This is a genomic window from Bradyrhizobium sp. 142 (assembly GCF_023074015.1).
GTDB lineage: Bacteria > Pseudomonadota > Alphaproteobacteria > Rhizobiales > Xanthobacteraceae > Bradyrhizobium.
Genome location: NZ_JADPKQ010000333.1, coordinates 1 through 19,030, shown reverse-complemented (window position 1 = coordinate 19,030; position 19,030 = coordinate 1). Strand labels below are relative to the sequence as shown.

Annotated in this window: 19 protein-coding genes, 2 pseudogenes and 1 riboswitch; of the genes and pseudogenes, 5 read left to right on the top strand and 16 right to left on the bottom strand. The window is 64.2% G+C overall.

Annotated elements, in window-relative coordinates:
- A pseudogene (locus tag IVA82_RS31380) lies at positions 1–367 on the top strand (hypothetical protein); the annotation flags it as partial.
- A gap of 249 nt (positions 368–616) precedes the next feature.
- Here the strand turns inward: IVA82_RS31380 and thiC are convergent.
- The 6 genes from thiC to IVA82_RS31350 form a co-directional block, all read right to left on the bottom strand.
- Positions 617–2,515, bottom strand: coding sequence for a phosphomethylpyrimidine synthase ThiC (gene thiC / locus IVA82_RS31375; protein WP_247381851.1), 1,899 nt, complete (start codon positions 2,513–2,515; stop codon positions 617–619).
- 193 nt (positions 2,516–2,708) lie between these two features.
- Positions 2,709–3,317 (bottom strand): thiamine phosphate synthase, encoded by a 609-nt coding sequence (locus IVA82_RS31370; RefSeq protein WP_247381852.1) that lies wholly within the window; start codon positions 3,315–3,317, stop codon positions 2,709–2,711.
- On the bottom strand, positions 3,304–4,086 hold the full coding sequence (locus tag IVA82_RS31365; protein WP_247381854.1) for a thiazole synthase: 783 nt from the start codon (positions 4,084–4,086) through the stop codon (positions 3,304–3,306). The genes IVA82_RS31370 and IVA82_RS31365 overlap by 14 nt, the downstream gene beginning before the upstream one ends.
- A gap of 253 nt (positions 4,087–4,339) precedes the next feature.
- On the bottom strand, positions 4,340–4,537 hold the full coding sequence (gene thiS, locus IVA82_RS31360; protein WP_247381856.1) for a sulfur carrier protein ThiS: 198 nt from the start codon (positions 4,535–4,537) through the stop codon (positions 4,340–4,342).
- Positions 4,528–5,538, bottom strand: a complete 1,011-nt coding sequence (locus IVA82_RS31355; RefSeq protein ID WP_247381858.1) for an FAD-dependent oxidoreductase — start codon at positions 5,536–5,538, stop codon at positions 4,528–4,530. Before IVA82_RS31355 ends, thiS begins: the two co-directional genes overlap by 10 nt.
- Positions 5,526–5,654: riboswitch (TPP riboswitch) on the bottom strand. It overlaps the preceding gene by 13 nt.
- Before the next feature lie 106 nt (positions 5,655–5,760).
- Positions 5,761–6,300: a lytic transglycosylase domain-containing protein gene (locus IVA82_RS31350; RefSeq protein WP_247381860.1), complete on the bottom strand. Its 540-nt coding sequence runs from the start codon at positions 6,298–6,300 to the stop codon at positions 5,761–5,763.
- A gap of 287 nt (positions 6,301–6,587) precedes the next feature.
- Between IVA82_RS31350 and IVA82_RS31345 the strand changes: the two genes are divergently transcribed.
- Together IVA82_RS31345 and IVA82_RS31340 are read left to right on the top strand one after the other, a co-directional pair.
- A complete protein-coding gene (locus IVA82_RS31345; RefSeq protein WP_247381864.1) occupies positions 6,588–6,818 on the top strand; it encodes a hypothetical protein in 231 nt (76 codons plus the stop codon).
- Positions 6,819–7,141: 323 nt separating this feature from the next.
- Positions 7,142–7,669, top strand: a complete 528-nt coding sequence (locus tag IVA82_RS31340) for a PRC-barrel domain-containing protein (RefSeq protein WP_247381866.1) — start codon at positions 7,142–7,144, stop codon at positions 7,667–7,669.
- A gap of 168 nt (positions 7,670–7,837) precedes the next feature.
- Here the strand turns inward: IVA82_RS31340 and IVA82_RS31335 are convergent, their stop codons facing one another.
- From IVA82_RS31335 to IVA82_RS31305, 7 genes are all read right to left on the bottom strand, one after another.
- A complete protein-coding gene (locus IVA82_RS31335) occupies positions 7,838–8,668 on the bottom strand; it encodes an ABC transporter permease (protein ID WP_247381870.1) in 831 nt (276 codons plus the stop codon).
- Positions 8,665–9,927, bottom strand: coding sequence for an ABC transporter permease (locus tag IVA82_RS31330; RefSeq protein ID WP_247381873.1), 1,263 nt, complete (start codon positions 9,925–9,927; stop codon positions 8,665–8,667). The genes IVA82_RS31335 and IVA82_RS31330 overlap by 4 nt, the downstream gene beginning before the upstream one ends.
- Before the next feature lie 109 nt (positions 9,928–10,036).
- Positions 10,037–11,095 carry an ABC transporter substrate-binding protein gene (locus IVA82_RS31325; RefSeq protein ID WP_247381876.1) on the bottom strand — a complete coding sequence of 353 codons (1,059 nt, stop codon included), beginning with the start codon at positions 11,093–11,095 and terminating at the stop codon, positions 10,037–10,039.
- 81 nt (positions 11,096–11,176) lie between these two features.
- Positions 11,177–12,286: an ABC transporter ATP-binding protein gene (locus IVA82_RS31320; protein WP_247381879.1), complete on the bottom strand. Its 1,110-nt coding sequence runs from the start codon at positions 12,284–12,286 to the stop codon at positions 11,177–11,179.
- Positions 12,287–12,408: 122 nt separating this feature from the next.
- Entirely contained in the window at positions 12,409–13,977 is a 1,569-nt protein-coding gene (locus tag IVA82_RS31315; RefSeq protein WP_247381882.1) for a DUF4403 family protein, read from the bottom strand.
- A gap of 129 nt (positions 13,978–14,106) precedes the next feature.
- Positions 14,107–14,751, bottom strand: a complete 645-nt coding sequence (locus IVA82_RS31310) for a glutamine cyclotransferase (protein ID WP_247381884.1) — start codon at positions 14,749–14,751, stop codon at positions 14,107–14,109.
- 29 nt (positions 14,752–14,780) lie between these two features.
- Positions 14,781–16,001, bottom strand: a complete 1,221-nt coding sequence (locus IVA82_RS31305) for a helix-turn-helix domain-containing protein (protein WP_247381887.1) — start codon at positions 15,999–16,001, stop codon at positions 14,781–14,783.
- A gap of 150 nt (positions 16,002–16,151) precedes the next feature.
- Here IVA82_RS31305 and IVA82_RS31300 point away from each other — a divergent pair, with 150 nt between their 5' ends.
- Both IVA82_RS31300 and IVA82_RS31295 read left to right on the top strand, forming a co-directional pair.
- Positions 16,152–16,934 carry a thioredoxin family protein gene (locus tag IVA82_RS31300; RefSeq protein ID WP_247493684.1) on the top strand — a complete coding sequence of 261 codons (783 nt, stop codon included), beginning with the start codon at positions 16,152–16,154 and terminating at the stop codon, positions 16,932–16,934.
- The gene (locus tag IVA82_RS31295) at positions 16,931–17,215 is read left to right on the top strand and encodes a hypothetical protein (RefSeq protein ID WP_247381894.1); all 285 of its coding nucleotides are present in this window, start codon (positions 16,931–16,933) and stop codon (positions 17,213–17,215) included. The genes IVA82_RS31300 and IVA82_RS31295 overlap by 4 nt, the downstream gene beginning before the upstream one ends.
- Before the next feature lie 175 nt (positions 17,216–17,390).
- Here the strand turns inward: IVA82_RS31295 and IVA82_RS31290 are convergent, their stop codons facing one another.
- The 3 genes and pseudogenes from IVA82_RS31290 to IVA82_RS31280 all read right to left on the bottom strand — a co-directional run.
- Positions 17,391–17,702 carry a GIY-YIG nuclease family protein gene (locus tag IVA82_RS31290; RefSeq protein WP_247381897.1) on the bottom strand — a complete coding sequence of 104 codons (312 nt, stop codon included), beginning with the start codon at positions 17,700–17,702 and terminating at the stop codon, positions 17,391–17,393.
- Positions 17,703–17,911: 209 nt separating this feature from the next.
- Positions 17,912–18,268: a c-type cytochrome gene (locus tag IVA82_RS31285; protein WP_346658672.1), complete on the bottom strand. Its 357-nt coding sequence runs from the start codon at positions 18,266–18,268 to the stop codon at positions 17,912–17,914.
- A gap of 185 nt (positions 18,269–18,453) precedes the next feature.
- A pseudogene (locus IVA82_RS31280) lies at positions 18,454–18,753 on the bottom strand (L,D-transpeptidase); the annotation flags it as partial.
- Between the last annotated feature and the right edge of the window lie 277 nt (positions 18,754–19,030).

Sequence of the window (19,030 nt, the reverse complement as noted above, 5' to 3'; positions counted from 1 at the left end):
ACTCGAGCTCTCGGCTCATCGTATGCATCGGCCTGCCCGCACATCGTGCTCCCGGTGCCTCTGTCCCGATGGTCGCACCATACGCCACGATGCAGAAAACCGCAGCGGAACGTTGGCACCGAGACATCTCATACCGGTTACCAACCCCATCGAAAGCGTGTTCGCGACCGTGCGGCACAGAACGGTGCGAACCAAGGGTTCGTTGTCGCCAATCACCGCCAAGCTGATGGTGTTCAAGCTGGTCATCGCGGCATCAAGGACCTGGCGGCGGCTCAAAGGCACAAATCAGTTGCCGAAGGTGATCGCAGGTGTCAGATTCAACGACGGCATCGAGGTCATCCACATGCCGGCAAACCACGCCGCCTGATCACCTCGTCACCCAAAATCCCGCATAGCTCGCGGCTTCCTTGTATCGTGCTCGATCTCCTTGTCCCCTACTTCCTCGAACAGGCGCATTGGGATAAGGTCGACATAATTCTTAGATTCTTTGTTTTCCAATGAATTGCTAAAGTTGCCATGGCAATATCGCATCCTCAAATGGATTGAAAAAGGGGCCGGAAACCTTCGTCCGGCCCCTTGCACGCTCAAAAACGCTAGCGAGATGTATCGCGAATGATCACAACACCCGATTGCTCTCCTTCACCTTCTCCGCATCCAGATACACGTTGCTGCCCATCTCCTTGAACTTCTCGCTCATCTTCGCCATCCCATCCTCGACGGTGCCCTGCATCGACATGCCCACCGCCGCCGGATCGTTCAGCGTCGCCGCATAGTCCCGCACGTCCTGCGTGATCTTCATCGAGCAGAATTTTGGGCCGCACATCGAGCAGAAATGGGCGACCTTGTGGGCTTCCTTCGGCAGGGTCTCGTCGTGGAAGTTCTTGGCGGTGTCAGGATCGAGGCCGAGGTTGAACTGGTCGCTCCAGCGGAAGTCGAAACGGGCGCGGGAGAGCGCGTCGTCGCGCAGTTGGGCGGCCGGGTGGCCCTTGGCGAGATCGGAGGCGTGGGCGGCGATCTTGTAGGTGATGACGCCCACCTTGACGTCGTTGCGGTCGGGCAGGCCAAGATGCTCCTTCGGCGTAACGTAGCAGAGCATGGCGCAGCCGAACCAGCCGATCATGGCCGCGCCAATGCCTGAGGTGATGTGGTCGTAACCCGGCGCGATGTCGGTGGTCAGCGGCCCGAGGGTGTAGAACGGCGCCTCGCCGCATTCTTTCAGCTGCTTGTCCATGTTGATCTTGATCTTGTGCATCGGTACGTGGCCGGGGCCCTCGATCATGACCTGGCAGCCCTTGTCCCACGCGATTTTTGTCAGCTCGCCGAGCGTTTCCAGCTCGGCAAATTGCGCGCGGTCGTTGGCGTCGGCGATCGAGCCCGGGCGCAGGCCGTCGCCGAGCGAGAACGAGACGTCATACTTGCGCATGAGATCGCAGATCTCGTCGAAATGGGTGTAGAGGAAGCTCTCCTTGTGATGTGCCAGGCACCACTTCGCCATGATGGAACCACCACGAGAAACAATACCGGTAACGCGGTTGGCGGTGAGGTGGATGTATTGCAGGCGCACGCCGGCGTGGATGGTGAAATAATCGACGCCCTGCTCGCACTGCTCGATTAAGGTGTCCTTGTAGAGCTCCCAGGTCAGCTGCACCGGATCGCCGTTGCACTTCTCCAGCGCCTGATAAATGGGAACGGTGCCGATCGGCACCGGCGCGTTGCGCAAAATCCATTCGCGGGTGGTGTGGATGTTGCGGCCCGTCGACAGGTCCATCACGGTGTCGGCGCCCCAGCGGATCGCCCACACCATCTTCTCGACCTCTTCCTCGACCGACGATGTCACGGCGGAGTTGCCGATATTGGCGTTGATCTTGGTGAGGAAGTTGCGGCCGATGATCATCGGCTCGAGCTCTGAGTGGTTGATGTTGCAGGGAATGATGGCGCGGCCGCGCGCGATCTCAGCTCGGACGAACTCCGGCGTGATGAAGGCGGGCACTTCCGCGCCAAAGCTTTCGCCGTCGGCGAGGGCTGCTTCCGCGCGTTCGAGCTGCTGCTTGCGGCCGAGATTCTCGCGCGCCGCGACGTAGATCATCTCCTTGGTGATGATGCCGGCGCGGGCGAATTCGAGCTGGGTGATCTTGTGGCCGGGAAGGCCGCGCAGCGGCTGGTGATAGGCCGAGAAGGCGCGCGCGGCCTTGTCGGTGGAGACACTGCCATTGTCCTCCGGCTTGACCTGCCGGCCCTCATATTCCTCGACGCCGCCGCGCTCCAGCACCCAGGCCTTGCGGTTGCGGGCAAGACCCGCGTTGACGTCGATGGTCACGGACGGGTCGGTGTAGGGGCCGGAGGTGTCATAGACCGGCAGGTTCGGCTCTCCGGCGCCTTCAGAGAGAATGATCTCGCGCAGCGGCACGCGCAACTCGGGCGCGGCATCGGGGGAAGCGAAGATTTTTCGCGACGACGGCAGCGGGCCGGTCGTGACGGCGGGGATGGTCTTGTCGGGGTTGGAGCGGATGTTCATGGGATCCTCCGTTTAATTCGTATGTGCGCGCCGGAACGACGCCGGTGAGGCTTGCTCCGTCATTGCGAGCGCAGCGAAGCAATCCAGAATCTCTCCGCGGAAACAGTCTGGATTGCTTCGTCGCACCAGCGCAAAATTGCTTCGCAATTTTGTCGCGGGCTCCTCGCAATGACGAATGGAGAGAGTGTGGGCATCACGCCGCCTCCTTCGACTGGCCGAGCCATTGCCGCACGCGGGCATCGGGGTCGGCATGTTGGGTGACGTCGCTGACGACGGCGATGGAATCGGCGCCCGCGGCAAAAATCTCCGCGGCGTGCTCGAACTTGATGCCGCCGATCGCGACCAGCGGGATGCTGCCGATGCGCTTCTTCCATTCGGTGAGCTTCGGAATGCCCTGCGGCTCGAAGCGCATCGATTTGAGCGTGGTGAAGAAGATGGGGCCGAGCGCGACGTAGTCCGGCTTGGCCGCAAGCGCGGTCGTAAGCTCGTCGTCGTCATGGGTGGAGATGCCGAGCAACAGACCGGCTTCGCGGATCGCTTTGAGGTCCGCGTCGGCCAAATCCTCCTGGCCGAGATGCAGATATTTCGCGCCGGCGACGATCGCCGCGCGCCAGTAGTCATTGACGACGAGCTTGGTTTGCGTGCCGTTTGTGATCGCCAGCGCATCGGTGACGATCTGCAGGGCCTGCGCGTCGTCGAGATCCTTTGCGCGCAGCTGGATGGTGCCGACGCCGAGCCTGGTCAGGCGCTCGACCCACTCAAGGCTGTCGACGACGGGATAGAAGGGATCAGGATGCGGCATGCCAGAACGGGGTCCCAACGACAGGGGTGGAAGGGGAGGCGAAATCGCGGGCGTTCATCAGCCCGGCTTCATAGCCGGTGCGGCCGGCCTCGATGCCGAGGCGGAAGGCATTGGCCATCGCGACGGGATCGGCGGCTTTTGCAATGGCCGTGTTGAGCAGCACCGCGTCATAGCCGAGCTCGAGCGCGTGCGCGGCATGCGACGGCGCGCCGATGCCGGCGTCCACCACCAGCGTGATGTCGGGCAGCCGCTCGCGCAGCAGCTTGAGCGCGTCGCGGTTGGTGATGCCCTTCGCGCTGCCGATGGGAGCGGCCCATGGCATCACCACCTTGCAGCCGGCATCGACCAGGCGGTTCGCGACCGAGAGATCCTCGGTGCAGTAGGGGAACACCTCAAAACCGTCCTTGATCAGAATGGTGGCGGCTTCGACCAGGCCGACGACATCAGGCTGCAGCGTGTCGTTGTCGGCGATCACTTCGAGCTTGATCCAGGAGGTGCCGAACAATTCGCGCGCGAGCTTGGCCGTGGTCACCGCTTCGCGCACGCTGCGGCAGCCGGCGGTGTTCGGCAGCACGGTGACGTCGAGCTCGCGGATCAGATTCCAGAAGGCGTCACCGGTCTTGCCGCCGGCGGATTCGCGTCGCAGCGACACCGTGACGATGTTCGAGCCGGAGGCGCGTATCGCCGCCTGCATGATCGCAGGGGAAGGATACAGCGCGCTGCCGATGAGCAGGCGGGAGGAGAAGGATTTGCCGTAGAAGGTCACCATGTCGAAGGTGTCTCCTCAGATATAGCTGTCGTCCCGGCGAAGGCCGGGACCCATAACCACAGGACTTCGTTGTGACGGTGCGCGCCGCTCCAAACGCCGCTATCATCCCCGCGAAGGCGGGGATCCAGTACTCCAGAGGCGGTGCGGCTAGAACCGAGAAGCCGCGGCGTGCTGGATCGCCCGGTCAAGCCGGGCGATGACGGCGGAATGTGGGGCCTTCGCCGGAACGACAAATGGAAAGATGCCATCCTCCTCACCCTCCCTGCCGCGGTGTGATGATCTCGATCTCGTCGCCGGCCTTGAGGCTGGTCTCGGCCCAGCGGCTTTTCGGCACCACGTCGTAATTGAGCGCGATCGCGAAATGCGTGCCTTCGTAGTCGAGCTCGGCCAGCAGCGCGTCGACGCTCACTGAGGCCACCTCGCGATGCTCGCCATTAACGATCACCCGCATTGCATTACCTCATTGTCGATCTGACCGCGCTCGACATATTGCAGCGCCAGCTCGGCGAGCGCCGGCGCGATCAGGAAGCCATGGCGGTAGAGCCCGTTGACGGCGATGCTGCTGCCGCTGATACCGATGCGGGGCAGATTGTCGGGGTAGGCGGGGCGAAGGCCCGAGCCGAATTCGACGATGCGGGCCTCGCCGAAGGCGGGGTGCACGGCATAGGCCGCGCCGAGCAGCTCCAGCGCCGAGCGCACGCTGACGCCGGTGTCCTCGGCTTCGATCGAGGTCGCACCCAGCATGAACAGGCCTTGATCGCGCGGGATCACATAGAGCGGCCAGCGCGGATGGATCAGCCGCACCGGGCGGGCAAGCTGCACCTCGCTGGTCTCGATCAGGATCATCTCGCCTTTGACGCCGCGCAAGGCAGGCTGCTCGTCGCGCGCACTGATCCCGCGGCAGTCGATCACGATGCCGTCGAGCTCGGCGGCCGTGACATCGCTGCCAAACTTGATGGTCCCGCCGGCGGCGCGGATGCGCTCATGCAGTTTCGGCAGCACACGGCGCGGCTCGACATGGCCCTCGGTTTCGAAGAAAAGGGCATCGCGGAAGCGGCCCTCCAGCGACGGTTCGAGTCCCGCCAGAGACGCAGCATCGAGCCGGCGGTGGCCCTCGGTCATGCGGGCAAAGCGCTCGAAATCGTTGCGCTCGCGGGGATGGGCGACGACGAGGGAACCGTTGAACGGGGTGTCCGGCAATTCGCGCCGCCAGATATGAAGCGAACGCAGGCCGAGGCGGCTGATGATGGGTTCGGAAACTTCCGCCTCGCAATAAGGCGCGAGCATGCCGCCGGCCCAATGGCTGGTGGAATCGGTCATCGCGGCGTCGCCGCGCTCGTGCAGGGTCACGGCGTGGCCGGCCTGTGCGAACAGCAGCGCCTGCCACGCTCCTGCGATGCCTGCGCCGATGATGGATACCGGAGAATCCGGCCGCTTGGTGGTCTGCAACATCCCTGTCCCTTCGCCGGCATGACCCGGATCAGGTTCAAAGGGTCACCGCGGTCCTGGGCCTTCTGACCCATTTAGCGGTATCTCAGCTCCTCCTCGGAGCACCCCTCGGAACGGCTCTAATGTAGGCCAGTGGGGGCTTGTGTCAACGCATCTTGCTGGGAACCTGGGTCCCGGTTCAGCGCCGCGGCGCTTCGCGCTGCAGCTTGCCCGGGACACGAGGGACTACTTCAAAGCCTGCGCCCGTGCATTGCGCACGCGCTGCGCCATGCGGTGCGGCACTGCGCCGAACATCGGCTGCGGATTGCCGTTCGGCTCCAGCCAAGCCTGTGCGCTCGTGTCCGCGCCGGCCTGTTGCAGCGTTTCCTGGCGCTGCCGCTTTGCGGCATAGTAATAGCCGCCTGCATAATAACGAATGGCTCGGGCGTGATCGCCATTGGCGGCGTGATAGGCGCCGGCGAGGTATTTGACGGCATAGGTGAGGTTGGTGTTGGGATCGCGCAGGCCAGCGGCATCGCCGGTGTAGCCGAGCCCGCGGGCGGTCGCGAGCTTGATCTGCATCAGCCCGATCGTGCCGCCATGGCCGATCAGGTGTGGCTGGTAGCGGCTCTCGCGCATGATGACACGATGCACCAGCGCTTCCGGCACGCCGTTGGCGCGCGCGTGGGCCGCGGCCATCTCGGCATAGTCGGCTTCGCCGGCAAGTACCGCCTGCGGCAACATCAGCCCGGCCGCAACCAGCGCGGCAATGCGTAAAATTTTCATCAGATGTCCCTTGAGAATGTCTTGAGAATAGATGTCCCTTGAGAATGTCTTGAGAATATCTGGGGTCCTGAGCGACCTGCGCCCGGCTGCCGTTAGGCCTGCCGAACGCGGCGATGATGTGACCAAACGCCGCCACTGACGATTTTGCGGCGCCGAGCCGCTGTTACGACGCAAAGCTGCCGTAAGGGTCCCTGAGGTGCAAAACCGCAGCTCGCGACAGCGAGCCTGTCTATTCGCGCATAGACGCGAAAGCGAGTATCAAAGCACTGCAAATCGGGAGAGGTGCCATGACAAGAACAAACATGGCCAAAACAGACACGGCCAAGGCACATATTGGCGATATCCCTAGGCTGAACCCCTGTGCCCAATGCGGCACGCCGATTCCGGAGCCGGACTGGATCGAGCCGGGCGAAGGACGCATCTCCTATCTCTGGAATTGCCGCGCCTGCAACTATCGCTTCGAGGCGGTGGCGATCTTCGATTCTGCAGCCGTCGAGCACCCGCCGCTCGCGGCCTGAGGCGCCGGTTACATCGCGATTTCTGTCAGCTCTCCCCCCTGGGGAGAGGTCGGCGCGATGCGCCCCGGGAGGGGCTGCGCTCTCACGTACCAGCCATGCGATGAGTTTTGCTGGCGGCGTCGAGGCGGAATGCTCACGTCGGCATCGACGCCGCCGCGTTGTGCTGAGAACCGTGCGCTGCAAAATGTTCCTGGGTGACTTAGGAACAAATCGCCAGTGCTTCCATCTCGCGTATCGCGCGACGAAATTGCCGCACGAATACGGAACTGCCAATGATCAAGTCCGTTTTCTCCGCACGAGTTTCTATCGAAGGAGAGGACAACATGTTGATGAAATCGATCGCGGCCGGCCTCGCCGGGACCGCACTGCTTGCAACCGTGGCGTTTGCGCAATCGCCGCCTGCCACCACCGACAAGGCGCCGACCGCATCCACCGCGACGACCACTTCGGCGTCGGGCGAATGGCGTGCATCGAAGATGTCGGGCCTGAAGGTCTATAACGAGTCCAACGAGAACATCGGCTCGGTCAACGATCTCTTGATGGACAAGAGCGGCGCCATCAAGACGGCCGTCATCGGCGTCGGCGGCTTCCTCGGCATGGGCGAGCACCTGGTCGCCATTCCCTATGACAAGTTGAAATTCGCCAACGAGGCCATCGCCTACACCGGTACCGGCGCGACCAACCCGCCCGGCCGGCCGGCCTCGCCCACGACGACGACCGGGGCTGCGACTGGCACGGACAAGGCCGCGATGGCCACGTCGTCTGCGTCGAAGTGGTACCCGGACCACGCCGTGTTCAACGCGTCCAAGGACGAGCTGAAGAACATGCCCGAGTTCAAGTACTCGGAGTAACGCGGCTGACGTGACGGCCTAAACCAAGCGCGCCCGGTTTTCACCGGGCGCGCCGTCGTGTCTTTTCCGACCTTGCCCCACTTGCCCTTGCCCGACTTGCGGATTGCTCCATCATTCTCGGCACCTCGTCGAACTCTTGAAGCGCCGATCGCGTCGCGACGCCGCCGGTCAGGCGCTGCTGCCCTTGAGCCGTTCGTTGCGTCGGCGCAGGCCTTCCATGGTGGCGAGCAGGATGACCGATACCGTCGTCAGAATCACGGCCGCTGCCGTGATGGTCGGGCTGATGTTCTCGCGGATGCCGCTGAACATCTCGCGCGGCAGGGTGCGCTGCTCCGGCCCGGCCATGAACAGCACGATCACCACCTCATCGAAGCTGGTCGCGAAGGCGAACAGCGCACCCGACGCCAGGCCGGGCAGGATCAGCGGCAGGATCACGCGGCGGAAGGCGTCGAGCGGCGAGGCGCCGAGTGAGGCGGCGGCGCGCGCCAAGTTGGTGTCGAAGCTTTGCAGCGTCGCGCCGACCGTGATCACCACAAAGGGCGTCGCCAGCGCGGTGTGGGCCAGGATCAAGCCAAGGTAACTGCCGGTCAGTCCGATCGGCGCGAAGAAGAAATAAAGACCGACCGCGGTGATGACGCCGGGCACGACGACCGGCGAGAGCACGAAAGCCAGCACGAGCGGTTTGAGCCGGCTCTTCCACTGCGCCAGCCCCAGCGCGGCCAGCGTGCCAAGCGCCATGGACAGCAGGGTCGAGGCGACGCCTATGATCATGCTGTTCTTCAGCGACGTCATCCAGCGCGGCGAATTGATGAAGTCGTCGTACCAGCGCAAGGAGAGCCCAGGCAGCGGATAGGTCAGGTAGGAGCCTGAGCTGAAGGACAGCGGCATGATCGCCAGGATTGGCGCGATCAGGAAGATGAACACCAGCGTGGAGATCACGATGGTCGCGGTCCACGCGATGCGCTGGCTGGGCGTGCGGAGGGAAGGATTATCGCTCAATTCTTCATTCCTCCCGTGACCTGCTGTCCCTGCACCAGCTTTCCGTAGACGAGGGCCAGCAGGAGGGTGGCGAGTAGCAGCACCGCACCCAACGCCGAGGCGAGGCCCCAGTTGGCCGTCTCGGTCGTGTAGAGCGCGATGAAGTAGCTGATCATCTGATCAGCGGCGCCGCCGACGAGTGCCGGCGTGATGTAGTAGCCGAGCGCCAGGATGAAGACGAGCAGGCTTCCCGCGCCGATACCGGGTAGCGTTTGAGGCAGGTAGATCCGCAGGAAGGCGGTGACCGGCGGCGCACCGAGCGAGGCGGCGGCACGCATGTAGGCAGGCGAGATGGCCTTCATGCTGCTGTACAGCGGCAGGATCATGAACGGCAGGAGAACGTGGGTCATCGCCACGCAGACACCGAAGCGGTTGTAGATCAGGCGCAACGGCTCGTCGATGATGCCAAGCCAGTGCAGGCTGTCGTTCACGATGCCCTTGCTCTGTAACAGCACGATCCAGGCGCAGGTGCGGACTAGAAGCGAGGTCCAGAACGGCAGCAGGACGAAGATCATCAGCAGATTCGACCGGCCGGGCGGTAGCGTCGCCAAGAGGTAAGCAACCGGGAAGCCGAGGATCAGGCAGAGCACCGTGACGCTGAGGCTGATGATGAAGGTGCGGGTGAAGACGTTGCGGTAGATCGCCTGGTCCGGCGCGGCCGCGACGATCGCGCCGTCCGCGTTCCGGGTGAGATCGAGCGCCGCCAGAAGATAAAAGCCTGTCACCGGGCCACTGGCGTCTTTGATCGTCGTCCAGGCGGTGCGTTCGCGCCAGGCCGGGTTGATCTTGCCCAGCGTGTCCTTGGCCGTGCCGGGCTCCGGCGCTGCCTTCAGATTACGTGCCGTGCTGGTCAGGATCGTGCGAAAACCGTTCAGCGCGTAGTTGAGCCGCTTGGCCGCAATCGCCATGGTGCCGGAGGCGCGCGCCGCCAGGATGTCGCTTGCCAGCGCCGCATAAGCCTTCTCGTCCGGCAGGTCTTTGCCGTCCCAGTCGGCGAGAGCAACGACGGTCTGGGGCAGGACCTGACGCACCTCGCGGTCGTCGACAGAGCGCCACAGCATGCCGGCGATAGGCCCTGCGAAAGTGAAGAGCAGAAACAGCAGAAGCGGCAGAACCAGTGCCAATGCCTTGAGCTGGCGCGCGCGCTCCGCGCGCCTCAATCGGCGCTTGAGCGGCATCTCGATCTGCGCATCGGCGCCGGTCAGGAACGCGGCTGTCATGGGTTGAGCCTCTTTGACCGGAAATCCCTCGCCACTTCAGGCAAGGGGTGGGGCACAGGCGAAGATGTGTCGATCCTCTGCCTGTGCCGTACGTCGCTTCGGCAGCGTGCTATTTCGCGGCCCATTTGTTGAAGCGCTCGGTCAGGCGGTCGATGTTCTCGAGCCAGAAGCCGACGTTGATCTCGACCGCGTTCTTGATGTTATCAGGCGCAGTCGGCAAGTCCTTCAGAACGGTCGGCTGGATCAGGGCGGCGGCGTCCTTGTTCGAGGTGCCATAGGCAATATTCTCGGACAGCTTGGACTGGTTCTCCGCCTTGCCGGCGAAGTCCAGGAACTTGTAGGCCGCATCCTTGTTCGGGCTGCCCTTCAGGATGACCCAACTGTCGAGCGTGAAGAGCGCCCCGTCCCACACCATGCCGAAATTCTTCTTCTCTTTCTTGTTCGCGGTGTCGATGCGGCCATTGTAGACCGAGGTCATCGCCACCTCGCCGGAGGCGAGCAGTTGCGGCGGTTGGGCGCCGGCCTTCCACCAGACGAGGTCGCCCTTGATGGTGTCGAGCTTCTTGAACGCGCGCTCGATGCCCTCGTCGGTCGCCAGCACCTTGTAGACGTCCTTCGGCGCGACGCCGTCGGCGATGAGGGCGATCTCCAGCGTGGTCTTCGGGCCCTGGCGCAGGGCGCGCTTGCCCGGAATTTTCTTGGTGTCGAAGAAGTCGGTCCAGCCCGCAGGCGCCTCCTTCAGCTTGTCCTTGTCGTAGCCGAGAACGAAATCGTACACGATGGCGCCGACGCCGCAGGGATTGACCGACGCCGGCATGTAGGCGGCCTCGCCGCCGATCCTGGAATAGTCCATCTTCTCGAACAGGCCTTCCTCGCAGCCGACAGCCAGTTCGTCGCTCTCGACCTGGACGACGTCCCAGGTGGCGGCGCCACCCTGCACCTTGGCGCGCAGCACGCCGATGCCGCCGTCCCAGGACTCGTCGTTCATGGGAATGCCGGCCGCCTTCTTGAACGGCTCGAAATAGACCTTCTTCTGGGCATCCTGATACGCGCCGCCCCACGAAACGACGGTGAGGTCACGCGCCTGTGCGACCGTCACCAGCGCGGCGCTGGCGGTGAGCGCCGCGGCGAAACCCAGAGCAATCTTGCCAATCTTGCGCTTCAGCATGGTCTTTGTTCCTTCTTCATGTGAGTTGCGTTGAGGTGGATCGATGCCGATCCCTTGCGTGGCAAAAGGCTGTAGGTTGGATCAGACGGGATCGAGGGCCAAGCAGTCCTCGGGCAGGAAGGTGATGAACACGCTTTCGCCATGTCTCAGGCTGCCATGCGCGTCCGGCTGAAGCTTGACAATGAACTCCCCGTTGCCGGCGACATCGAGCACGGCCAGCGCGTGGTCGCCGAGATAGATGGTGTTCTGCACCCTGGCCGGCAGGCGGTTCGGTCCGTCGCTGGAGGTGCCGTCCAGGATAATGGAGATCCGCTCCGGCCGCACCGACAGGGAACTCGATGCGCCCGCACCTGATACGTTGACCGCCCGTGCGGTAACGGCGGCGCCATTAGGCAGCGCGACGCGGCAATATTCCTTCTCGACCGTCTCGACGGTGCCGGTCAGCACATTGTTCTCGCCGATGAAGTGGGCGACGAAGCTGTTCACCGGATGCTCGTAAAGCGCGTCGGGCGTGTCGATCTGCTGCACAATGCCGTCGTTGAACACGGCGATGCGGTCCGACATGGTGAGCGCTTCACTCTGATCGTGTGTGACGTAGACGACGGTGATGCCCATCGTCTCGTGCAGTTGCTTGATCTCCAGTTGCATCTGCGCCCGCAGGCGCTTGTCCAGGGCCCCCAGGGGTTCGTCCATCAGCACGAGCTGCGGGTTGAAAACCAGCGCGCGGGCCAGCGCCACGCGTTGCTGCTGACCGCCGGACAGCTGCCCGGGCCGCCGGTGCGCCAGGGTTTCCATCTTGATCATGCGCAACGCGGCCCTGACGCGCTCCTGCGCTTCCGCCTTGTTGATTTTGCGAACGGATAGCGGGAAGGCGATATTCTCCGCGATCGTCAGATGCGGAAACAAAGCATAGTTCTGGAACACCATGCCGATGTCGCGCTTATGCGGCGGCATGTTCTTGATCGGCCGGTCAGCGAGGTAGATCTCGCCATGGGTCGGAACCTCGAAGCCAGCCAGCATCATCAGCGTGGTCGTCTTGCCCGAGCCCGACGGGCCGAGCAGGGTGATGAACTCGCCCTTCCTGATGTCGAGATCGAGGTTCTTCACCACGAGGTGCTCGCCATCATAGGTTTTCTGAATGCCGGAAAAGCGCACCAGCGCCGGCGCAGGCGTGACCATGCCGGCTTCCATGTTGTCCTCGCGTTATCAGCTACAGTGCTGTCGGCACTTCTCCGAAGAACAGCTTAGCATCCTCCGACGAGAATGCCAGCGGCGCGAACGACGCGTGCGCGGGCCCGGTGAGTGAAAGCGCGCTACATCCCCGATAGCTTCGTCACGAACACGTTCAGCGTGCCGCCGGCCTCCGCGACCACGCGCAGCGTCTTCGCGTCGAAGGCGATGTCGGCCAACGTCAGACTGCTGATATTGGCCTCGACCTTGAGGCCGTCCTCGCTCTTCTGGAAGTCGGCGATCGCGGCTGCGATCTTCTCGCGGGCGTTGGCCGCGATCGGCTTCAGATCGAGCGTCGCCTTCTGCACCAGCGCCTGCTGCATCTGCGGCACCACTGCGCGCGCGGCGGCCCCTAGCAGGCCGAAGGCCGCTTCGGATTCCACCGCGAGCTGGATGTCGGCGAGGCGCAGCGTCTGCTGCGCCTGGTCGAGCATCGGCCGGCCCCAGATATGCACGGTCGCCTCCGCGCCGAGGCCGAGCCAGCTCTTCTTCTCCTTGGCGCGCACCAGCAGCGAGATCAGCAGCCGGTCGCCCGACGGGACCACGTTAACGCTCTTCACGTTGACGTCGACCGGGCCGGAGCCGTCCTCAGGATAGGTGTGGCCCACCATCTGCGCGGCGATGAGCTTGTTGATCTCGGTGAAGGGCACGTCGATCGGCACGCCGATGTTCACGCCGGTGCCGGTCGGCGGCACGATCGAGATCTTGTCGGGGAACGGGCAGTCCGGCTTGGTTGGCGTCGTCGTGACGCGGGTCTCGGCTTCCAGGCCGAGCAGCAGGGTGACGGCCTTCGCGTCGACACGCGGCTGCGCGGCGATCGCCCGCACCGGCTTCATCTCGAGCCAGAGCGGCGGCAGGGAGGCCGAAGATCCCGTGCCTTGCAGTGAGATCGAACGGCAAGCCTTGGCCCATTGCACCTTTGCATTCTCCCGCAGAGAGGGATCGTTGCGGATGCGTTCGGAGGCGGCGTTAAGCTGCTCGCCCACCGTCTTGTCGATCAGTGGCTTCACCTGCGCCGGCACGTTGACCTTGGCGCCGGCGACCGAGAGATTGGTGTCGCCAAGATTAACCTGAGCGCCGAGATTGGGCTCGAGGTGCCAGTTCGCCGCGAGCTTCGGGCGCGAGGTGACGACCACGTTGCCATTGATCTCGGCGCTGGCATTCAAATTCTTGATGTTGACCGCGCCGACCTGTTTGGCGGCATTACCGCCGAGCACGTTGCCGAGCGCCTCGCCGAGCGCGCCGGTAGCCTTCGACGACAGCGATCCCGTCACGTTCAGCTTGCCGGTGAGCGGTGTCGACAGCGTCAGCACGTCCTTGTCGCCGACGGCGGACATCGGACCACGCGCGGCCGTCCAGCCGATGTCGGCGTTCTGCAGGATCTGCGAGATCGGATTGTCGGCCTTGCCGGCGAAATTGCGCGGCGCGGCCCTCTCGGCCTGGTCGCGGATCGCCGACAGCGCGATCGACACCGGTGCCACCACGATCGAGCTCTTGGCGACCGGCGGCAGTGGCGGCAGCTGCGCGACGGGCGGCGCGGAATTGGTCGCGCGCGGCGACAGCCAGTCCATCGCCTTCAGGCTGATGAAAAACGACGCCGCGAGGACCGCGACCGCGATCAGGACAGTCTTCAAGTTCAACGTCAGACGCATCAATCCCCCAGGCCGCCCGGGGTGGATTCTACAGGGCGGGAGAGGAGGGCGCTAGAGCGCATGGATGGGGTGGAATTGGGGCGAATGGGTTAACGGCTGCGGCATCACCGTTGCAGCGTGTTCAAACCGTCATCGCGTGGCCCGCCTCGGCCTGCGGACCGCTCTCACATTGCCGCGACTGCCGCCGCCGCAGAAGAAGCGATCGCCGCCATCGGACTCCAATCCTGAGACCATCGTTCCGGCGGGCAGATCGAGCTGCTCCAGCACCTTGCCCGTATCAGGGTCGATCCGCCTGACGTCGCTTTCCTCGCCCTCCCAGGTGCCATGCCAGAGTTCACCGTCCACCCAGGTCACGCCGGTCACGAAGCGCTTGCTTTCGATGGTGCGAAGAACCGTCCCGGTCTCCGGATCGACCTGATGAATCTTCCGCTCGCGATATTGGCCGACCCAGAGCGTGCCCTCGGCCCAGGCGAGTCCGGAGTCGCCGCCGCCGCCCGGCGCGGGGATTGTGGCGAGCACCTTGCCGCTCGCGGCGTCGATCTTCTGGATGCGATCCTCGGCGATCTGGAACAGATGCTTGCCATCGTACGCAGTTCCTGCATGCGCGGCGACATCGAGGGAGCGGTCGATCCTGCCGCTGGCCGGATCGACCGCATTCAACTTGTCGCCGGATGCGAACCAGACGTGCGTGCCGTCATAGGTGACGCCATGCACGGCCTCGATGCCCGCGAAGGGTCCGTACTCCCTGACGATCTCGGCGGCTGAACGCTTCATGTGCTTGATCCCGGTTGAAGTGTTCCATCCTACGTCTTCAGGAGCGGTCCGGGGAGTAACAAGCCTGTCGGGAAACCCGGGACAGGAGGCGTCATCCAGCGGCGCGCCCGCCCGTGTCCGAACGACTGCACCTTGTTCGATCGGGCCAGCTCCTCAAGCGCCCGCTGCACCGTGCGCGGGCTCATGCCAAGCGTGAGCGCGAGCGCCGAGCTCGACCACGGTTCGCCATCGGAGAGGAAGGCGAGCACGTTGGCGTGCTTCTCCTCGACCGGCCGCGCCAGCACGATGACGTCGCGCGTCTTCCGCGGTGCCAGCACAAAACCCTGCTTCGTCGCGCTGACATCGGCCAGCGGTTTGAGCTGGGTGCGGAGCCGCCCGATCTCGACCCGCAACCGCGCGCGGTGGGATTCATCGACGTGCTTCGCTCGAAAGGCACCGGCGATCAGCGCCTCTCGCGAGACGTCCGCGGGCCATGCCTGCGCCAGAAGACGGGCGAGCGCGAACAGCACCGGTCGCGTTCCGAGCGACACGACCACGCCTCGCCTGCGCACGACGTGATGGAAGGTGTCCAGGACGAGCGCTGTCGAGGTCGCCAGTCTTTCGACCTCCCCGAGCAGCAACGGGTGTTCGCCGCCGCGGGAGATCAGGCGCGCCGCGGGCGTATCGAGGATGAGGTTCGTGCTGTAAACTTCCGCCGTCAGTGCCGGGATTCCGGCCAGCCGCGCTGCCTTGGCCGCGCGGTCGAGCGCCGCGCGCGCGGCTTCCGTCCTGAGCCGCCTGATCGCAATGCCCGCGACCACCAGCTCGCGGGCAACCTGAGACGCAGGCGGAAGCGATGCGGTGCTGACCTCGGCGAGCAAGCGCTCGGCCTCGTCGACGCGTCCAACGAGGAGAAGGCGGCGCGCCTCGATGTGGCCCGCATGCGCGGCATTGGCGAGATCGCCGTGCTTTTCGAGCGTCGCCCGCGCCGACGCGAGCGTTTTCACCGGCCAGTTCAGGTCGCGCGAGACGAGCGCGATCTCGGCCTCGGCCACGACACACCTTGCGCGCGCCACCGTCTCTCTCGGACCGAAGGCGCGTGCAGCACTCCGCAGCAGCGTCTTCGCCTTTGCGAGATCGCCGAGCTGCGCCATCGCAATCCCGCGCAACGCGAGCGAAGGCGCATCGTTGCGCAACGCGACACGGTTCAATGCGCCGAGCGGATCGCCAGCTTCAAGCGCGCGCGCCGCGGCCGTGATCAGCGATTCCATTCAAATCCCGCCACACTTGTTACTCCCACCGCGCAACCGTCCGGTGCCAGAAATCGTTTACGGCCGACAATGTGCGGTGAGGGGCGATCGGTTCCGCGTCTGTCATAGCGAGACGCAGAACGATCGTCCAAGCAAGAGCTTTGGAGAACCATGATGACATCAGTCGAGCACTCAGGAAATAGCGGACAGCCCGCCATGCAAACACCGCCGGTGGTGTCGCCGGAGGACTGGGAGGCAGCCCGTCAGCAACTGCTTGTGAAGGAAAAGGCGCAAACCCGTGCCCGCGACGCCCTGGCCGCCGAGCGCCGGCGCATGCCGTGGATGGCGGTGGACAAAACCTATGCGTTCGAGGGGCCCGGCGGCAAGGTCAGTCTGCTCGATCTGTTCCAGGGCCGGCGGCAGCTGATCGTCTACCGGGCCTTCTTCGAGCCGGGCGTGTTCGGCTGGCCAGATCATGCATGCCGCGGCTGCTCGATGGTGGCCGATCAGGTCGCCCATGTCGCCCATTTGAATGCCCGCGACACCACACTCGTGTTCGCCTCGCGCGCGCCGCAGGCCGACATTGCGCGGCTGAAGAAGCGGATGGGCTGGATAATGCCGTGGGTCACCATCACGGACAGCTTCGATGCCGATTTCGGCGTGGACGAATGGCACGGCACGAACGTGTTCTACCGCGACGGCGACCGCGTCTTCCGTACCTATTTCGTCAAGAGCCGTGGCGACGAGCAGATGGGCGGCACCTGGAACTACCTCGACATCACGCCGCTCGGCCGGCAGGAGGTCTGGGAGGACTCGCCGAAAGGCTATCCGCAGACGCCGACCTACAAATGGTGGAACTGGCACGACAGCTACGTCGAGGGCGCGGCGCCCGACAAGAAGTGGGTCGAGGTATCGACCGCCGGAGAGAAGGCGCTGCGCGAGGCGGGCGGATGACCGACACCTGTCCGGTCAGCACGGCCGCGAGCGTCAACCGTGACGGCGTCGTGGCCGCGCGCCACCTCGCCAGGTGGCTCGGCCTCGCGGCCACGCCGACCTTCGCGATCATGGCCTTGCTGACGGCCGTGTTCGGCGGCGGCACGGCCGACATGCTCTGCTCCGCTGAACACGGCTCTTTGCTGGGCGGGATGGTCCCGATGTATCTCCTGATGAGCGCGTTTCATGCCTCGGCGTGGCTGAGACTGATCTCGGAACGGCGAGACGCAATGCGCCTCTAAGCGCTGGTGCAAATGAACGGCTCCGGCGTCGCCGAGGCCGCCTGCCCGCCTCGTCCTTCGAGACGCCCGCTTTGGCGGGCTCCTCAGGATGAGGCTCAACGGGCATCCGGCGGTTGGGGTAGACATTGCGAAGTGGAGGGCTCTCTTCGAAGAATCGGAGCCGCGTACTCCGTCCTCATCCTGAGGAGCCCGCCGCAGGCGGGCGTCTCGAAGGATGATGCGATCCGCGCTTCGCCAATTCACGGAGGTCAGCAAAGTCGCCGCGCATGAAGGCTTCCTTCTTGGCGCGGCTCCATTTCTTGAGTTTGCGTTCGCATTCGATCGCGTCGGTGATGCGATCGGTCACCGGCCGACGCGAGGACGTATAACCGGCGAACGTGCCAGCATTATGTTGCGCGACCCTGATTTCAAGCTCGGTCCGTGTCGTTCCGATGTAGTAGCTGCCATCGGCGCACTTGAGAATGTAGAGGTACGCACCCTCGGTCATCGTGCCCGCCCAATCCTTCGAGACGCGCGCAAGAGCGCGCTCCTCAGGATGAGGCTAACTGGCATCCGTGGCTTTTGTGCAAGTATTGCGTGTGTAATTTGGTTGGGTGGCCGCATACTCCGTCCTCATCCTGAGGAGAGCGCCGGAGGCGGGCGTCTCGAAGGATAAGCCGCAATCGCAAGTCAAAATGGCGTGGTGCCCGGCGGCCGCTATTGTGAGCCCGACACCGATTGCAGATAAGCAACCACCTTGCCTGCTTCCTCGGGCGAGAGGCCGCCATAGGGCTGCATCTTGTTGCCGGACACGACCTCATCCGGCTTGACGATGAACCGCGTCAGCTTGTCCTGATCCCAGACCAAGTCCGCATCTTTCATCGCGGGAGAATAGTTGTAGTCCGGCAGCGAGCCTGCCTTCCGTCCGACGATCTTGCTGAGGTTGGGGCCGAGCCGATTGTCGCCTTCCTTCACGGAGTGGCAGGTGCGGCAGGAATTGTTGAAGGCTTGTCGAGCCGCGTCGTCGTTCGCCGGCTGCTGTGCAAGAGAAGAAGGCGCAGAAAAAAGCCACACCAATCCTCCCGCGACCGCGATCGACCACAGCCATCGGCTTCGCGACGTTTGCCGGATCGACCGCATCTACGCCTCCGTGATGATCGCGCTCGTGCCTCTCAAAGCGCGGACGCCCGGAGAGCACCATGCAAACGAAAATGGCCCCGGTGGGTTCCGGGGCCGTTTGCGTCACAATGTCCTGTCGCTTAGCGGGTCGCGGTGCCGAGATCCGCCCTGCGCTCCGTCATCGGGAGCACAATCACCTTGGTGCCAACGTTGACGCGGGAGTAGAGGTCGGAGACGTCCTCATTGGTCAGGCGGATGCAGCCGGAGGAGACGTGCTTGCCGATGGTGTCGGGGGCGTTGGTACCGTGGATACGGTAGATGGTGCCGCCGAGATACATGGCGCGCGCGCCGAGTGGGTTGCCGGGGCCGCCAGCCATGTGGCGCGGCAGATAGGGCTGGCGGGCGATCATTTCGGGCGGCGGCGTCCAATCCGGCCACTCCGTATTGCCTCATCTGAGGATGTTACTTTCGCTTGACGGATGTAGCTCCGACTGTCGGCCGGTCCGAGGTTGCGTCATTGCTCGCAGGATCGGAGGGACTGGGGCCGTCGCGGAGTGCCCATCACACGCAGCGACGGCCCCAGTCCCGGGATCACCAGTAGTGGCCGGTACTGTACGCGGGATGATCACCTTGGCTCCGTTGCGTCTGAGTGATCGCAACAAGCGCTGCACGATGGTGTGCTGCGGCGGCCCGAACTTTTCGGGGGAATGCTCGGCG

What these genes read in the sequence shown, in the direction of transcription:
- thiC (WP_247381851.1), bottom strand. Translation starts at nt 2,515, where the DNA reads ATGAACATCCGCTCCAACCCCGACAAGACCATCCCCGCCGTCACGACC.
- IVA82_RS31370 (WP_247381852.1), bottom strand. Translation starts at nt 3,317, where the DNA reads ATGCCGCATCCTGATCCCTTCTATCCCGTCGTCGACAGCCTTGAGTGG.
- IVA82_RS31365 (WP_247381854.1), bottom strand. Translation starts at nt 4,086, where the DNA reads ATGGTGACCTTCTACGGCAAATCCTTCTCCTCCCGCCTGCTCATCGGC.
- thiS (WP_247381856.1), bottom strand. Translation starts at nt 4,537, where the DNA reads ATGCGGGTGATCGTTAATGGCGAGCATCGCGAGGTGGCCTCAGTGAGC.
- IVA82_RS31355 (WP_247381858.1), bottom strand. Translation starts at nt 5,538, where the DNA reads ATGTTGCAGACCACCAAGCGGCCGGATTCTCCGGTATCCATCATCGGC.
- IVA82_RS31350 (WP_247381860.1), bottom strand. Translation starts at nt 6,300, where the DNA reads ATGAAAATTTTACGCATTGCCGCGCTGGTTGCGGCCGGGCTGATGTTG.
- IVA82_RS31345 (WP_247381864.1), top strand. Translation starts at nt 6,588, where the DNA reads ATGACAAGAACAAACATGGCCAAAACAGACACGGCCAAGGCACATATT.
- IVA82_RS31340 (WP_247381866.1), top strand. Translation starts at nt 7,142, where the DNA reads ATGTTGATGAAATCGATCGCGGCCGGCCTCGCCGGGACCGCACTGCTT.
- IVA82_RS31330 (WP_247381873.1), bottom strand. Translation starts at nt 9,927, where the DNA reads ATGACAGCCGCGTTCCTGACCGGCGCCGATGCGCAGATCGAGATGCCG.
- IVA82_RS31325 (WP_247381876.1), bottom strand. Translation starts at nt 11,095, where the DNA reads ATGCTGAAGCGCAAGATTGGCAAGATTGCTCTGGGTTTCGCCGCGGCG.
- IVA82_RS31320 (WP_247381879.1), bottom strand. Translation starts at nt 12,286, where the DNA reads ATGGAAGCCGGCATGGTCACGCCTGCGCCGGCGCTGGTGCGCTTTTCC.
- IVA82_RS31315 (WP_247381882.1), bottom strand. Translation starts at nt 13,977, where the DNA reads ATGCGTCTGACGTTGAACTTGAAGACTGTCCTGATCGCGGTCGCGGTC.
- IVA82_RS31310 (WP_247381884.1), bottom strand. Translation starts at nt 14,751, where the DNA reads ATGAAGCGTTCAGCCGCCGAGATCGTCAGGGAGTACGGACCCTTCGCG.
- IVA82_RS31305 (WP_247381887.1), bottom strand. Translation starts at nt 16,001, where the DNA reads ATGGAATCGCTGATCACGGCCGCGGCGCGCGCGCTTGAAGCTGGCGAT.
- IVA82_RS31300 (WP_247493684.1), top strand. Translation starts at nt 16,152, where the DNA reads ATGATGACATCAGTCGAGCACTCAGGAAATAGCGGACAGCCCGCCATG.
- IVA82_RS31295 (WP_247381894.1), top strand. Translation starts at nt 16,931, where the DNA reads ATGACCGACACCTGTCCGGTCAGCACGGCCGCGAGCGTCAACCGTGAC.
- IVA82_RS31290 (WP_247381897.1), bottom strand. Translation starts at nt 17,702, where the DNA reads ATGACCGAGGGTGCGTACCTCTACATTCTCAAGTGCGCCGATGGCAGC.